Source organism: Paenibacillus sp. EB106-04-04-XG159, from assembly GCF_058791835.1.
Map to the genome: position 1 here is coordinate 74,679 of NZ_JBYTDY010000008.1, position 17,213 is coordinate 91,891.

Here is a 17,213-nt window from a genome sequence, read left to right on the forward strand (position 1 = left end):
ATTATAGTCTCGATGAAAATTGATGTCTATACCAAAAAAGACGAAGGATTGTGAGTTTTTGTCATAGCGATAGGATATGTCTTCATTTTATTATGAATTAATCTAGCTTTTGGAAGGAATATTTGTGTTAATAGAGAAGAAATATCATATAACAACAAGAAATATCATTAAATTTATCTTTTTCAATCTTTAAACTGTTAGTTAACGAAGTAGATCGCCTGCTCTAGTATGCTATTGAAGGTGATCTTTTTTTATATTATCGCTAGTTAGTACATCTCATATGCCATATCCAAGTATGGAGGGTATCCATGTTTAGACAGAGAGAATTAGGGATTACGAAGCATTTTATTGGAGCCTTTGTGCTGATTATTATTATTCCATTCATGTTGTTTATCACCATATTCTATAAATACTATTCAACCTCGTTGATTCAAAGGTCAATGGATCAGATTGACCAACAGCTCGATATAGCATCTAACAGTATGAACGCGGAGCTGAAACGAGCCTCACTTACAATTGCTACGATCGCGAATGTGAGCGACCATGTGATATTGGATGCCGTCTCAGAGTGGAGCAACAGCGCGACTTCAGTAGAGAAGATTCAAATTGCGCGTGATATCGATGCCTACTTAAATATTATTTCGAATTACAGCAATGAAATTGTAAGCGTTATCTTTACATTGAAGGACGGGGGTTACTATTATTTTAAGAATCCGCCTGCTATTTCTGATTCCTCCATTCGCGATCTGCCATGGTATCAAGAGGCATTAAGGAGCAGCAATGGAACAACAGTTATTGTCGACAGCTTGAACGGCATTACTTCTGATCAACAGGACATGTTTACCTTTTTGCTTCATCCGGATCGATCTTTGGAAACAGAGGTTGAGATGGTCTATTTGACGACCCACGCCTCCCTTCCAGATTTCATTCAATCTAATCCTGAAATTAAGCAATTCATCATTGATCGAAACGGTAATCGAATCGTGAATCAGAACAATCATGATAAGGTAGATCCTGAAATTATGATGGAGCTATCCAAGATGGTACAGAAGCCATCTCATGATCGAGATGATGATTATTCCTATGTTCAGATAAACGGTGAGAATAAGCTTCTTAAGCTGTATTCGTTTGAGAAGACCGATTGGAGTATCGTCAATATATTAGATGAGAGCATGGTTACGAGGGATGCGGATCAATTCTTAAAGATGTCCGTCATGTTCCTGTTCGGCAGCTTCGCTTTTTTCATCCTATTTCTACTATGGTTTTTTCAAGACATCCTTAGGCCGCTGCAGAATCTCATTGTAGCGATGAGAAAGGTGGAGAAAGGGGATTTTCTAACTGAGGTGAAGGCAGACGGAAGAGGCGAGGTTAAGCGACTGGGCTATTCCTTCAATCGCATGGTTTCTCAGATCCGAGATCTGATTGCAGAGCGTGATTCGAAGGAACGAGCGCGCAGCCAGGCTGAGATCGAAGCTTTGCAGTCACAGATTAATCCTCATTTCTTATCGAATACATTGAATTCCGTTCGCCTGATGGCCATGATCGCCAAGACAGACAATATACGCAAAATTATTGACAGCCTATCCGCCCTGCTGATTCATGTATTCCGTGAACCGAACTCGCTGGCACCGATCGGCCAAGAAATTAAAGTACTAGAGTCATACGTACATATTATGCAGGTTCGTTATGGAGGCAAGCTTAATATCCAGTTTACTATCGATGACACGCTCTTGGATTACAGCATGCCTAAGATGCTGCTGCAGCCGATTCTAGAGAATGCGATATTTCATGGATTGGATCAGCAAGATATGAACGAGCTCATTGAGGTAAAGGCGATTCGCCATGAGCTTGGCGTATGTTTTACCATCACGGATTATGGTAAAGGAATGACAGAAGAACAAGTCAGGGGATTGCTGCAGCAGGGTGAGAAGCTCCAGCGCGGCAATTTCAGTGGGTTAGGTGTACATAATGTGTTGAAACGATTGGAGCTTAATTATGGTCATCCGTACGGTTTGGAGATTGATAGCAAGCTAGGTAGAGGTACTATCGTTACGATTCTGCTTCCACTTGAACATGAACTTTCATTGAAAGGACGAGCCGTATGATGAATGTAATGATAGTCGAAGATGAGACGATTATGAGATTGGCATTATCTACTCTGATTGACTGGGAATCGAACGGATATCGGATTGTGTATGAAGCGAGCAATGGTTATCAAGCACTTCAGTATATAAAGGAACATCAAGAGATTGACATTGTGATTACGGATCTGAAGATGCCTGTGATGGATGGCTTAGAGCTTATTGATGAGCTTAATCAGTTGAATGGAGCCGCTCCGCATGTCGTCATTTTAAGTGCGTACGATGATTATGAATTTGTCAGGAAGGCATTCAAAAAGGGTGTGCATGACTATATTCTGAAATCGGAGATGGATCCGAATGTTGTACTGGATCTCTTGAATCGGATCAAGCATAACTGTGAAGTTGAACAGACGATGTCAGAACAGTCGAGGGAAATCCATAAGGGCGAACGGATCCGGCTGAAACAGCAAACGATTCGGGAATGGCTTGAGATTGGCGTGAATCCTCAGTTGGAACCTTCAATGCTGGAGGATCTGAACATGCGGTTGGAATGGTCTAATATTACAGTCTCCATGATTCGAGTAGAGGGCTTTGCTCAGGTGCAGGAGCGGTATGGTTCGTCTATTGGGGAGTTTGTAGGTTCCGTTCTAAAGTCTATTGATCAGGTGCTAACAGAGGCGGGAACGGGTGAAGTCATCAGCTGCAATCCGTATGAATACGCGGTGCTGTTATCGTTTCGAACGAGCAGTTTAATGTATGTTCGGCAGTGTATCTCGCAGATCCTGGATCAGATCATATTTGTATTGAAGGAATACATCAATATTCAAGTCACGATAGGAGTTAGTGAGCTTTGCGAGGAGTTGAAGCAGCTCCCGGCGTGTTATCTTCAAGCACGAAAACATGCTGATCTGCGCTTTGTCATTAATAAACATCGGATCATTTACCCTGAGGATGCTAAACAATTCTTGACGCAGTCGGGAGAGACCTTGATTGGAAAAGAGAAAGCCTTGCTGGATGCATTGAAGGAGGGCGAAGAGCAAACGGTGCTGCAAGAACTAGACCATATGTTTGCGCTGATTAAGCGTTCTGCTTCTATGGGAAATGAGGTGCTGCGTGCCCGATATATGGAGCTCCTCATGATATTAGTGAAGTTCATGAATGATAACGGTTATGTACATAACCAGGATATAAATCAGATAGAGGACGTCTATCAAATGGCTTGGCAGATGGACTCCGCAGATAGCTTGCAGGCCAGAATCTCAACCTTGGTTCAACAGCTGCTTCATGAGGCAGTTAAGAGGGCAAGTCAGATGAATCGGGTTGTATCCATTGCTCAGGCTTATATTAAGGAGCATTATCGTGAGGAAATTACACTTGGGAAAGTAAGCGAAATCGTACATTTAAGTGAAAGTCATTTCAGTACGTTGTTCTCCAGAGCGGTAGGAGAGACTTTTAAAGAGTATGTAACCAAGGTACGCATGGAAAAGGCAATGGATAACATGAAGAAAGAGCCTTATCTAAAGATCTATGAGATTGCAGAGCGTACAGGGTATGCAAGTACGGAGCACTTTAGCCGGGTGTTTAAGAAGATAACGGGCATGAGTCCGTATACGTACATGAGATCGGTGTCTAAATAGCCCAAAACTATATCATGATTTCGAATGTTTTATCATTCTGGCCTCTTATCGTAAAGGCTATGATAGAAGCAGCAGATGAACATAGCCTGCATCCAATAAGTATAGGGGGAATGTTAGATGCATCAAGCTCGACCACGTGTAACACGTATATTGTGCATGATCATGATCGCAGCTTTAATGGTACCATTTTTTTCTGGTTGTTCATCATCTAAGGGAAACTCAAACAATGAAGGACAGTCTGCTCAGACAGATACCAAGCAGGAAGCAAAGCAAGAAACCAAACAGCCAGAACCCAAAAAGGAAGAGCCTGTTACTTTGAAATTTCCAATCTGGTCAACGATTACGGAGGATTTGCTTACTAAGCTGGATCTTGTAAACGAATACAAAAAGGTTAATCCCAATGTCACCATCGAATTGGAGCTGTTAAAGGATACGGAGTATGAAAATACGATGAAAATCCGGAACGCAGCCAATGAACTGCCGGATATTATGCCGCTGAAATCGTCATGGCTGATTAATTTCAAGGATAATATCTTGCCTCTTGATGACTTAGACGCAGCTCAGAAAAATATGTTCGCAGCTGACTTCAAGGTGGACGATCATATTCTCGGCGTGCCGGAGAGCCAATTCAATGAGTTTGTCTGGTATCGCAAGAGTATATTCCAGGAATACGGAATTGAGATTCCGAAGACTTGGGGCGAGTTTGTAGCTGCTGCTAAAACGATTAAAGACGGCGGCAAATACATTCCGATTGCAATGGGTGGCAAAGACGCTTGGCCGAACTATCCTTTCAACGAATTTATGCCTGCACTTGCAGCAAACGATGGGGATTACTGGTCAACGATGGCGACGATGGATGAGCCGTTTACGAAAGGCCAGGGTTTCTATGATGCATATGTGAAAATTCAGGAACTGTACGATGCAAAGGTAATGGGTCCTGATCCACTCGGAGTTGGCTTTGATCAATCCAAGCTGATGTTTGGTTCCAAGCAGGCGGCGATGATCGCTCTTGGCCAATGGTTCGGCAGTGACCTGAAATCGATGACGGATCTGGATATGAATGATATTGGCGCCTTTTTGTTGCCGGTTCGTGACTCAGTAGATCAGCCATTTAATACGATTTCGATGGTAGATACGTTCTATACGATTCCGAAAACGTCGAAGCATCCTGAGGAAGCGAAAGAATTCCTGAACTGGTTCTTCAGTGATGCCTGGTATCCAAAATATATGACCGAAGCTCAACTTCAATCGACGGTGAAGGATGTTAAGATCGATCTAGGCTCAACGTTCGCTGGTGCTTTTGACATCCCTAATCTGAATTATGTGACTTATAAAGGCGGCAGTGAGGAGTACAAGAAGATTGAATCGGCGATTAAGTTTGATGTGAAGAAGATGGGGCAGGACATGATGGCAGGCAAGGATTTCAATAAGATGATGGAGGAAATGAATAACAGCTGGAAAAAAGCCCGTTCCAAATAAACTAATTCTCAATTGAATGTTGAGCAATGAATGGAAGGTGGCTACCGTTTAGACTAGCCACTTTCCTTGTATATAAAGGAATGGAGGGGCAGACATGAAGACGATTTCTATGCAAAAAAACATACTGTTATTCAGTTTTTTATTTATTCCTGTATTGCTGCTGTTGCTGTTTGTACTTTACCCGCTATTCGAGCTTGTTAGAATGAGCTTTACCGATTGGAATGGGGTGGCTGCCGAACAAGTTTATATCGGTTTCGACAATTACATTAAGATGTTTACCGATTCGTCAGATGTATGGCTGTCGCTTCGCAATAACGGGATCTACTTCATCTTTCATTTAATCATGATCCCGCTGGAATTAATGATTGCGGTTGTGTTGGACAGTAAGATTCGTGCCAGCAAGTTCTTTAAGGCTGTTATATTCATGCCTTACATTATCAATGGGGTCGCGATTTCGTATATGTTTGCCTTCTTCTACAGTCCCATTAATGGCGGTTTGAATGGTATTCTTGAAGTGCTTGGGCTTGAATCGCTCATACAGAATTGGCTGACGGATGAAGCCGTCGTGAATCTCAGCTTAGTGTTTGTATCGATATGGCGATTCTCAGGCTTCCATATCATCTTATTCCTGGCAGGCTTGCAATCCATTCCTCAGGACCAATTCGAGGCAGCTAAGATGGATGGTGCGAACAGCATCCAGAATTTTTGGTATATTATCGTTCCTGGTGTGAAAAAGGTGCTGGAGGTTATCCTATTCTTAAATGTCGTTGGAGCTCTACAGGTGTTCGATATTCCGTATATCATGACTCAGGGCGGACCGGGTCATGCGAGCAGCACATTCACCTTATATACCTTGGAGACGGCCTTCAAATTTAGCAGCTTCGGTATGGCTTCAGCGATGGGCGTCACCATGTTGGTTCTCATTATTGTCCTGAATGGTGTACAGAACAAGCTGTTCAACCTGAAGGGAGTTGGTGAGGAATGACGCTTCGATTAGCAAGCTCAGTTAAGAAGCTCGCCGTGTATTTCATTCTAAGTATGATTTGCTTGATTATTTTCATACCCTTGCTCATTACGTTGTTCGCTTCATTTAAGTCTGCGATGGAGATTGGCTCTGAATTTGCTCTGAAGCTGCCTGATAGCTTTGATTTCGATAACTATCAAGTTGTACTGGACAAGGGAAAGTTTTTGTTGGGGTTTGGCAACTCTATGTTCCTGGTTACAATCAGTGTCGTCATTAATGCAATATTGGGAACAACGACTGCTTATGCTATTAATCGCTTCGATTTTCGTTCGAAGAAGATCATTCTCGGTCTCTTTGTAGCGGGTATGATTATGCCTGGTATGATTACTGAGATTTCACGTTTTACGATCATTAGTAATCTTGGACTTTATAATACGATTTGGGCTCCGGTCGTGATCTATGCAGCAACGAATCTGGTCCAGCTCTATATTTATACACAGTTTATCAATGGAATTCCGAAAGAATTGGATGAGAGTGCGATGCTTGATGGATGCTCGTACTTTGGAGTCTTCTTTAAGATGATCTTCCCACTTCTGCTGCCGGCAACTGCAACATTAGCTATTATTAAAGCGGTTGATGTGATGAACGATATGTATGTTCCATATCTTTATATGCCTGCAATCGAACTAAGAACGTTAACTACGACCTTGATGTATTTTAGTAGTTCGAAGTTTGGAAGCTGGGATTATCTAAGCGCTGCGATTATTTTGGTCATGCTGCCGACACTTGTGATTTACCTTCTATTTTCAAAGTACATTTTCAAAGGTATTGTAGCGGGTGCGGTGAAGAGCTAACTGATTTGTACATGACACCTATTTCTCATAGAAACGGATACCGTCTATAGGATGGTATCCGTTTCTACTTTGACGTCAACCGTAAAATTGATCAAGAAATCTAAATTATCATCATTAACCTATCCATGGCGGGAGAGTATGATATACACAGAAATCATTCGATTTATTAATCTGCCTTCACTAAAAAGCTCATTTACCTCACTTATTAATCTAGTCTCCTACAATACACTTTCCTATGAATATTTCCATTAATGTATGTCTACTCAGTTTCTCTAGAAAATAAGCAACTCTCTTGTTCCACGATTAGTTTGAAGGAGAAGGTCTAAAAGTAAGTGAATGACCAAAGGAGGTGATGCTGACTTAATGGTAATTGCACTTATGATTTATGGAAAGTGATGGATTGAACCCAAAGGAGGTAAAAGAATGTCACTATCAAAGGTAATGAAAAACGTAGCAATCGCGGTAGCCTCTGTACAACTGATTAGCATTACAATTCCTGCATTTTCAGGAAATGTAGATGCTGCAGCTAATGATGGAATCATTGAATCAAATATAATGTCCGTTCAGCTAGATCAGAAATTTCCCAGGGTAATCAAGTATGAGTTAAATAACAAAGTGTTAAATGGCTCAGAAGATGTATTAAACACAATAAGAATTAACGGAACAGACTACGTACCAACAGTAGAGTATATTGAAAGCGATAACAAAGCTGAGTATGCACTAACGATTGACGAATTAGATGTAGTTATTACGTTGTCAATGACTGTTAAAGACAATACACTTGACTTCTTAGTAACGGATGTGCAAGAAAATGGTACAGCAAGAATACATACCATTGAAGTTCCAAACCACAGCTTGGTATCGGTGAGAAGTACGGAAGCGGGTGCCAAATTCGCCGGTTCCAGAATGGAAAACGCTGTTTATAAAAAAGGTGATGTGTATCAAGATGTATCAGGAACTCCTGCGGTAGATACTACTCCAAGAAACTATATGTATGCGTTTATTAACAATGATCAACTGGCAGCAGGGATTTGGTCAAACGCATATGGCGATACAAATGCTGACGGAGACAATGATAACCACCGTATTGTGAAGCAGACGACGAAGAAAACAGATTACTCCCGTACGGCTTTATGGAGTGCTTCATGGGTATACCGTGGGAATAGTATGCCTGATGATATAACTGAACCATTACCACATACAAAAGTAGTTATTACAGAGGACGCCAATGGTGATCATCAAATGGATTGGCAGGATGGAGCTGTTGCATTCCGTGATATCATGAACACTCCTGTAGGCAGCGACAGAATGTCTGAACTTGTTGTTCACCGTATACCAATGAACTTTGGCAGTCAGGCTACAAACCCATTCTTAAAGACATTAGATGAAACAAAGAGAATCTATCTATCAACGGACGGGCTTGGACAGTGGGTGGAATTAAAGGGTTACCAAGCTGAAGGTCATGACTCGTCACATCCCGATTACGGTGGACATATCGGTGTACGTCAGGGTGGACAGAAGGATATGGATACACTTGTAAGAGAAGCGCAGAGCTATAATGCTTTCATGGGTGTACACATTAGTGGTACAGGTGCTCATCCGGAAGCAAAGGCGTTCGATGATCAATTAGTTAATCTCAACAAACCCGGCTGGGACTGGCTTGACCAATCCTATGACTTTGATGATCCCACATACCGTAGAGAAGTCTATACTGGCAACAGATTAAACCGCTTACAGATGTTAAAGAACGATGCGCCAACTCTTGACTTTATTTATGCGGATGCTTGGTATGAACAGGGCTTTAACGGAAGAAAATTTGCAAGAGAAGTGAATTCTTTGGGATGGACGCTTACTACGGAGTTTCCAAATGTATTAGAAGATGAAGCCGTGTGGAATCACTGGTCCGTTGACTATGATTACGGCGGTAAAAACATCAAGGGCTACAGTAGTGATATCGCAAGATTTGTGCGAAATCACCAGAAAGATACTTGGATCGCTCGTCACCCCATCCTCGGTGGTACGGAGGCAAATGATGCAGAAGGATGGCAGGGTAGAGTAGATTATGATGACATGATCGATGTTGCATTCAAAACAAATCTACCTACGAAATATCTGCAAAGCTTCCCAATGACGAAGTACGATGTAACCAATAATGTAGGAAGAGTTGAGTTTGAAGGCAATGTCGTTGCCGAAAGGACATCAGACGGAAAGAGAACATTTACGAAAGATGGTAAAAAGCTTCTTGAAGAAGATGTAACAATACTACAAGGCACAAGTAACGGTAACGTTTATGATGATGTAAGATTCAATAACCTCAAATATTTGTTGCCATGGTCGCCAAATTCCGATAAGACAGCTAACGAATTGGCAGGCGCTGAAGAAAAACTCTATCACTATAATGAAGTAGGCGGATCATCAATTTGGGAGCTTCCAAATAGCTGGGGAAATGTATCAACGGTGAAGTTATACACATTAACAGATACCGGTAAGAAAGATGAAAAAGTATTAAACGTAGTTGATGGCAAAATCACGATTGATGCTGATCCAAAACAAGCTTACGTTGTATACAAAGGTGATGTTTCTGTAACTGCTGAAGTTATGGAGTGGGGATTTGGAATGCCTGCAAAGGATCCAAGCTTCAACAGTGGAACATTAGACAACTGGGAAGTAAAAAGCGGTGCTGCAACTGTTGAACGTAACCATCGTGGACAATATGAACTCGTAGTAAATGAAAATAGTGAAGAAACGGTATTAGAAACTCAATTATCTGGATTGAAGCCAGGAACATACTCTGCATCCATGTATGTTCAGGTTGGCAATACACCGGATCGTACAAATGCTAGTGATCCAAACACTGCAGGAAATGCAAAACGTAAAACAACGATTGGTGTTAAAGATTATGGTGGAGCCGACATTACTAACTATACTGAAAGCTCACCGCTTAAAAACTATATCTCAGCTGATTCAAAGCACAGCACCAATATGCAGAGAATGAGAGTCGTATTTGATGTAGTAGAAGGACAGGAAACAGCAACATTGTACTTGAAGGTAGCTCCAGGAACAGCGACTGTAACATTTGACGATGTTCGCTGCGTACCTACAAAGAGAGTTGTACCTCAATCTCCAGATGTAATATTAGCTGAAGATTTTGAACATGTTGACCAAGGGTTGACTCCATTTGTTATAGCAGATGCTGACGGAGTAAGTGATCCACGTACTCATTTATCAGAATTACACGCTCCATACACGCAAAAAGGCTGGAATGGAAAAACAGTTGATGACGTATTGAATGGCGAATGGTCCATTAAGTCACATAAAACGGGTAGCGGTCTCATCATGAGAACATTACCGCAGACTTTAAGATTTGATAAAGGAACAACTTACGAAGTTTCATTTAAATATGAAAGTCAATTCGATAAGAAGATTAATTTCGTTGTTGGTAACGGTACTAAGGAAGTGATAAATGTACCAATGCCACAGGCAACCGTTCCTACACAGTTTACTGTTAAATTTACAGCAAGCACAGAAGATTTCTGGATAGGAACAAGAAATACCGCTGGAAGTTCAGCAGGGGACTTTATTCTTGATGATTTAGTGGTTAAGGAAGCTAAGGATGCAACAATTGAACCATTACCAATTACACCTGTTGACTTATCAGTTATACCTGTAGAAGGTATCCAAGCAAGTGCAACTGGTTATCAAGAAGGCGATAACCCTGAAAATGTTCTGGATGGAAACACAGGTTCATTGTGGCATACAGCTTGGGATGGAAGTGATCGATTACCACAATCCCTTACACTTGATTTAGGTAAAGCTTACAATGTAAACAGAGTAGATGTAACTCCAAGACAGGAAACGAATAGTAAAGGAGAAGCAAGTGGTAATGGCTTCATCACAAAATATGACTTATATGTTAAGTATGCAGATCCAGCAAATAACGAAGGTAAAGAAGTAGATGCTGAAGGTTTTGTTAAAGTCGTTTTAAATGGAACATGGGATAGAACTGTTGCTACAAAACAAGTAGCAATTGATAGTTCAAAGCCAATAACTCATGTTAAGTTAACAGCGTTAGAAGGTATTAATGGTTGGGCGAGTGTAGCTGAGATGAGAGTTGCTCAAGAAGCTCCATCCATAACTGGACCAGATACCGTTGAAGTTAGCACTATAGCTGGCATGCACCCGGAAATGCCTGCAACAGTAAAAGCAACACTGAGCAATGGCACAGAATTGGATTTGCCAGTTCAATGGCCAGCAATTGAGCCTTCAAAATATGCAGAAGAAGGATCATTTGAAGTGGTAGGACACATTAATGGCGTTGAAGCTGCAGCTATTACAGCTACTGTAACAGTAACAGTTAGCGGAGAAGTAGATATTGTAGCTGCAAAAGTGATGAATGTTTACACTACAGTAGGAACTGCACCTGCAATGCCAGGAACTGCGAAGATGATCACTTCAAATGGCGCAGTTATCAATGTACCTGTCACTTGGGATATCATATCTGAAGATAGCTACAAGAATGTTGGATCATTTAAAGTGGAGGGTACAGTAGAAGGTACTAATATCAAAGCGCAGGCTATTGTTATCGTTATAGAAACTCAAGCTACAATTATTGAAATTCCTGAAGTAAAAGTAAGTACAGTCATTGGTAAAACACCAATACTTCCAAGCATGCTCGAAGTAACATTAAGTGATAATACAAAGACATTTGTATCTGTTACATGGGACAGCATTTCTGATGAACAGATCAGCAAAGAAGGCGTGTTTACTGTTAATGGTACGATAGCAGGTACTGAAAAGAAAGCTGTTGCAGAAATTACAGTAAAAGAAGATCCAAACATTGCTTTGAAGAAAACTGCAACTGCAAGCAGTCAACAGTCAAGTAATACAGCAGCTATGGGTAATGATGGTCAAACATCAACTCGTTGGTGCGTAAGTGATCCAAGTACGGAACATTGGTGGCAGGTTGACCTGGGAGCAGAGTACGATGTTACGGGTTCAAAGATTACTTGGGAATCTGCTTCTAGTACGATGAAGTATAAAATAGAAGTATCTTCTGATGGTGAAAACTGGCAAAAAACTGCAGATAAGTGGGATACCCCAGTTACTGAAAGTGTTACAGAAGATACTTGGTCAGCTAACAATGTTAAATTTATAAAAGTGACTGCTTTGGGTGTTGACCCAGCATGGGCAGGTTTCCGTGAGTTTGAAGCCTACGGTGCTAAATCAACTGTAGACCCAGGAACCGTTATTAAATCAATTCATCCAGTTATCGTTTCCACAACGGTTGGAATAGCTCCAACATTACCGGCTAATGTAACTGTAGTATATGAAGATAACACAACTGGTGAAGTAGCGGTAACCTGGGATACTATAGATGAAAGCAAGTACGCACAGCCAGGTACGTTTGCAGTAAATGGTACAGTAGCTGAAACAGATATTAAAGCTACTGCAGAAGTAACAGTAACAAAGAGAAATGGAGGGGGCCAAGACCCAGGAACGCCTCCTACGAAAGCACACGAAATTGTAATTGATAACGATGGAACAGTAAGAATAATCCCTGATGAAACTGTAGATGGAAATACAGTAAAAGTGGTATTGGATAATTCAACAATGAATAAGGCATTTGCAAAAGCACATAAAGATCAGGCGGGGATTACCAATATTGTTATCGATCTGACGAAGAATGCTGATGCAAAAACATGGGTTATACAATTGCCATCACAGCAGGTGACCTCCAATAAAATGAATAAAACCATTCAATTCAGAACAAATACTGATGTCATTACCATTCAGAATAATATGTTTAAACCAAATGAGCTAAAAGGTTATGAAACAGTTGAGTTTATGATTGAGAATGGAGAAATCACAAGCACCAGTAAGGTAGAGCCACGATAACAATTTGAACTTTGCTAAGGAAACAACAAACGCTTGGGCTATTATGAGCCCAAGCGTTTGTTGTTTGTTTTAATCATAATTTCTTCTGAGGCAAGAAGGCATAGTCGAACACGAATTCTTTCTCCGTCAAACGATATTGCGGCAGTGTATAGGGACCGCAACTTCCGGAACCGACTCCCGTCATCGCATAGTCAATGTTCCATACGGTACAGCCGCTCTTCTGCAGCTCGAAATGGTGCTTCTTAGCAGCCAGTTCTTCACGAGTATACTCCGAAGCGCAGAAGCTAAAAGGCTGTGTGCTGCATACCTTGATCGTCGCAGCTGCACTCGACAATGTGCATTCTTCGGTGTTGTAGTGCGAACCGTTCTCCTGCGGATAAATATAGTTCTCAAAGAGATCCGGCACTTTAGCATCAAATCTGCTCTTATAGCTGTTGGCATGCTTATCGGCATAGCTCTCATGCGGACCATAGCCGAAATAGTCGCAATGCTGAAAATCTTCCGTCAGGAAATAGCGCATGCCAAAGCGCGGCAGATAGGCAAGATCTTTGCGCACCGATACCTGCAAACTCACTTCGACGGCGCCGCTGCCATGCACTTTGTAGATGGCCTTGATTGTACAGAAAGGCGCTGCGCGATCTGCTACAAGCGACAGCGGGCAGGTAATGGTAACACATGTATCCGATTGTTCTAGCGATGCTTCGTACGTGTAGGCATAAGCCGCATCCAGCCGCAAGCTTTTCCAGGAACGTTTGCTGTGGCTGGCAACCCCAGACTCTATCATATCGTTATCGGTAGGGGCGCGGTAAATATCAAATTCAGCCGGTTTAACAAAACACTCCTTGCCGTCTACCACACATGAATCAAAGGTACCGAGTGCCGCATTAAAATGATAGGAAAATGCTTCGCCGCTTACCAGCCATCCGGTCTCGGTCTGCTTAGCCGATACGGGGTGATGCGACACCGGCAAGATCACGCTTGATGTCTCTGTGGACAGATCAAATTGATCAAACCCAAGAGATGTCCCAGCAGGGATTAGCGGATGTTCGGCCTTTTGCAAATACTCCAATTTCAGATACACACGCGAGCCGTCAATTTGTGGCAGTGAAAGCGGCAATTGAGCTTTCATATGCGGAGCAAGGTTGAAATCGGCAACGCTGCCTTCGGCTACCTTTGTACCGTTTTGCTCTAGCGTCCAGACGATGGTAAGAGCCTCGGAAAGGTCGGCAAAGTCCAGTTTATTTTCAGCCACAAACGTGTTTCCTTCCCTTGTCACATGAACAGGTCGCGCACAGTTCTTCAGCTCCAGCAGACCGGTGTGCGGCGTGCGGTCGGGATAAACGAGTCCGTCTACACAGAAGTTCCCATCGTGCAGCACTTCGCCAAAGTCCCCGCCATATAGATACTGCGCGTTGCCATCAGCATCGTGCTGTAACACAGCGTGATCGCACCATTCCCACACAAAGCCGCCGGCAAAACCATCATAACGATAGAATAAATCATAGTATTCTGTTAAGCTGCCTGGACCGTTGCCCATGGCATGAGCGAACTCGCATAAAATCAATGGCTTTTTGCATTCCTTAGCAAGTTGTTCAGCGAATTCAATTTCCGGGTACATATAGCTTTCTACATCTAGAATATCAAAGCTGAATTTTCCCTGATCCTCAGGTACAAGCAGCTTCGATTCATAGTGAAGAAGGCGTTTGTTGTCCAGATTCCGCATGACGTCAATCGCGGCTAATGTATTGACACCAAAGCCGCTCTCGTTGCCAAGTGACCAGATCAGCACGCACGGACGGTTGATGTCGCGAGTGACAAGACGCTGCACACGATCCACAACAGCCGTTTCAAACCGCGGATCGTGATGCATAAGCGCATACCAGTGATCCTCACGTTCGCCGTGGCTCGACCATGCACCATGCGTTTCCATATCACCCTCGTCAATCACATAGAAGCCGTATTCGTCACACAGATGATAGAATTCCGGTGCATTCGGATAATGCGATGTGCGGATGGCGTTGATGTTGTGCTGCTTCATCAACTGCAAATCTCGCACCATCTGCTCACGTGAAGCCACATATCCGGTGTCGGGATAGCTGTCGTGACGGTTTACACCTTTTAGCTTGATAGGCTGTCCGTTGACGAGCAGCACATTGCCCTGTGCAGAGATCGTGCGAATCCCAATCGTGTCTACTATTCGCTCCTGCAAGGTGTCGAGCACGACCTGATACAAGTAAGGTTGCTCCGCATTCCAAAGCACAGGGTGATCTAGGGTCAGGCACAGTGTGTCATCGCAAGTTTCTCCCTGCGCTACAAGAGTGCCTGCTGCGTCCAGTATTTTAATAGATTTGCAAAGTGCCGTACCGCAGTCATCAAAACGGAAAGACAAGGTGGCACTTTCTTGTTGTATCGATGTTTGCACCACATAATGGCGTACATGATGCTGCGGGCGTTTCAGCAGATATACATCGCGGAATATGCCTGACATGCGGAACTTATCCTGCGCTTCCAGATAGGTTCCATCGCACCATTTCAGAACGACGACGGCGATCTCGTTCTCCCCATCTCGCAAGAACGGGGTAACATCATATTCAGCAGTGGAGTGGGATACTTGGCTGTATCCTACTAATACACCGTTGAGATATACATAATGACAGGAATCCACACCTTCAAAGTTCAAATAAAATCGCATTTCCTCCGTAAGCTCCACCGAGAAGGTGCGCTTATAAATACCGCACGGGTTTTCTTTGGGCACATAAGGCGGATTATACGGAATCGGATAATCAAAATTCACATACTGATGCTTGTCGTACCCGTGCATTTGCCAGTTGGACGGAACGGGAAGGACGCCGTCCGAAACACCAACCAGAGAAGCTTCAGCATAGGAAGGGTAATATGCAAACTGCCAGCTGCCGTTTAAGAGCAATACACGCTCATTGTTTTGTTTCGATGAGGTGGTTGTGCCCAGTGCACAGGGAATATAATAGGCCCGGTCAGGCATTGTGTTTACCCTAACGATCTGCAAATCCTGGTGATAGTTGTAATTCATATGATCTCTCCATTACCGTGTGATTTATAGAGTGACAGGATAGAATTGATCACTTTCGGAAGACGCTTTAGCTTGCAGACACACAAGCGCACTGCGGATGCCGTCTTTCAGCGGAGCTACAGACTCGGTGGTTCTGCCTTGCATCAGATGTACAAAATTGCGCATGAGTACAATATCACCGCCGCCATGACGCGAACCTTGATCACCAAGCCGCACAATAGATACTTTGTCGCTCATATGGTCAAATACTTTGATTTCATTTGTGGTGAAATCGAATTCCACGGTGCCTTTGTAACCGTACAGCCTTGCGCCGCGTCGGCCAGCACCTTTACGGGCAAAGAGGTTCTGCGAGTACATCACGTGCATGCCGCTCGCGTATTTCACAATCATGCTGCCGGAGTCTTCGTTTCCGGTATCTACCGCAAAGCCGCAATAATCGCTGCGCGGAGTGTCATTGCGCAGATTGATGATATTGTAAGTGCTGTCCATACAAGTTTCCCATTTGTCGCATTCACTGCAGCGCAGGCCGGCTGGCATGTCGCCTTTGTAAATCTGCTTGGACTTCATCGCGCAGACGTTCACCGGCTCTTCACCCAACAGATAGTTGAGGACGTCGATATCATGCGTTGCCTTCTGCAGGAAGAGTCCCTTCGAAACGGACTCATCGCGGTACCAGTCATGGAAATACACATAGCCATAGGTTACATCGTTGAACGCTTGCACATGCTCCACCTTGCCGATCGTGCCGGCATCCAGAATACGCTTTACTTCCTGCACCACAGGTGTGACGCGCAGCGGGAAAGAAACAACCGTAGGAGCCGTTGCTTTCGCTTCGCACTCCGCTAGCGTTCTCAGATCCTCCATCGTAGTAGCTACCGGCTTTTCCAAGAACAGCGGCAGATTGCGATCCAGCACTCTCTGAGCGAAATAAGTATGCGTGTTGCAGTTCGTGCCCACGATCACGCCGTCCAGCTTCTCGTTGTCCAGCATGTCGTCAGCATCCGTATAAAAGGTAATGGTATCTGGATTCATCTCGCAGCTGCGCATAAGTCCGTCGATTTTATCGATTTCCATGTGATGCATCGTTTCTATCGAGCCGTCTTTCTTCATTAAAGCCCGCACGCGCTCGTGGTTGGGATCTGCTACTGCCTTGATGCGAACTTCATCAGGCAGCGCGAATAAATCATCCATCAGCATGTCGATCCGCACGCCGTATCCAATAACACCAATATTCAACATGAGGAAAACCTCCCG

General features: G+C 43.3%; 8 protein-coding genes. 6 read left to right on the forward strand and 2 right to left on the reverse strand.

The window, feature by feature from the left end:
• Nucleotides 1-308 precede the first annotated feature (308 nt).
• The 6 genes from AC3WTP_RS11685 (at nt 309) to AC3WTP_RS11710 (ending at nt 12,910) form a co-directional block, all read left to right on the forward strand.
• Nucleotides 309-2,105 (forward strand): cache domain-containing sensor histidine kinase, encoded by a 1,797-nt coding sequence (locus AC3WTP_RS11685; protein ID WP_492394783.1) that lies wholly within the window; start codon nt 309-311, stop codon nt 2,103-2,105.
• Complete coding sequence (locus AC3WTP_RS11690) at nt 2,102-3,718, forward strand: response regulator (RefSeq protein ID WP_492394784.1); 1,617 nt, start codon at nt 2,102-2,104, stop codon at nt 3,716-3,718. Before AC3WTP_RS11685 ends, AC3WTP_RS11690 begins: the two co-directional genes overlap by 4 nt.
• A gap of 117 nt (nt 3,719-3,835) precedes the next feature.
• The gene (locus AC3WTP_RS11695) at nt 3,836-5,197 is read left to right on the forward strand and encodes an ABC transporter substrate-binding protein (RefSeq protein ID WP_492394785.1); all 1,362 of its coding nucleotides are present in this window, start codon (nt 3,836-3,838) and stop codon (nt 5,195-5,197) included.
• A 94-nt stretch (nt 5,198-5,291) separates the two neighbouring features.
• Nucleotides 5,292-6,182, forward strand: coding sequence for a carbohydrate ABC transporter permease (locus tag AC3WTP_RS11700; RefSeq protein WP_492394786.1), 891 nt, complete (start codon nt 5,292-5,294; stop codon nt 6,180-6,182).
• The gene (locus AC3WTP_RS11705; protein ID WP_492394787.1) at nt 6,179-7,015 is read left to right on the forward strand and encodes a carbohydrate ABC transporter permease; all 837 of its coding nucleotides are present in this window, start codon (nt 6,179-6,181) and stop codon (nt 7,013-7,015) included. The genes AC3WTP_RS11700 and AC3WTP_RS11705 overlap by 4 nt, the downstream gene beginning before the upstream one ends.
• Nucleotides 7,016-7,438: 423 nt before the next feature.
• Nucleotides 7,439-12,910 (forward strand): endo-alpha-N-acetylgalactosaminidase family protein, encoded by a 5,472-nt coding sequence (locus AC3WTP_RS11710; RefSeq protein ID WP_492394788.1) that lies wholly within the window; start codon nt 7,439-7,441, stop codon nt 12,908-12,910.
• Nucleotides 12,911-12,983: 73 nt separating this feature from the next.
• Here AC3WTP_RS11710 and AC3WTP_RS11715 read toward each other — a convergent pair whose 3' ends face one another.
• Nucleotides 12,984-15,959 carry a glycoside hydrolase family 2 TIM barrel-domain containing protein gene (locus tag AC3WTP_RS11715; RefSeq protein ID WP_492394789.1) on the reverse strand — a complete coding sequence of 992 codons (2,976 nt, stop codon included), beginning with the start codon at nt 15,957-15,959 and terminating at the stop codon, nt 12,984-12,986.
• Nucleotides 15,960-15,983: 24 nt separating this feature from the next.
• The gene (locus AC3WTP_RS11720) at nt 15,984-17,198 is read right to left on the reverse strand and encodes a Gfo/Idh/MocA family protein (RefSeq protein ID WP_492394790.1); all 1,215 of its coding nucleotides are present in this window, start codon (nt 17,196-17,198) and stop codon (nt 15,984-15,986) included.
• Nucleotides 17,199-17,213 lie beyond the last annotated feature (15 nt).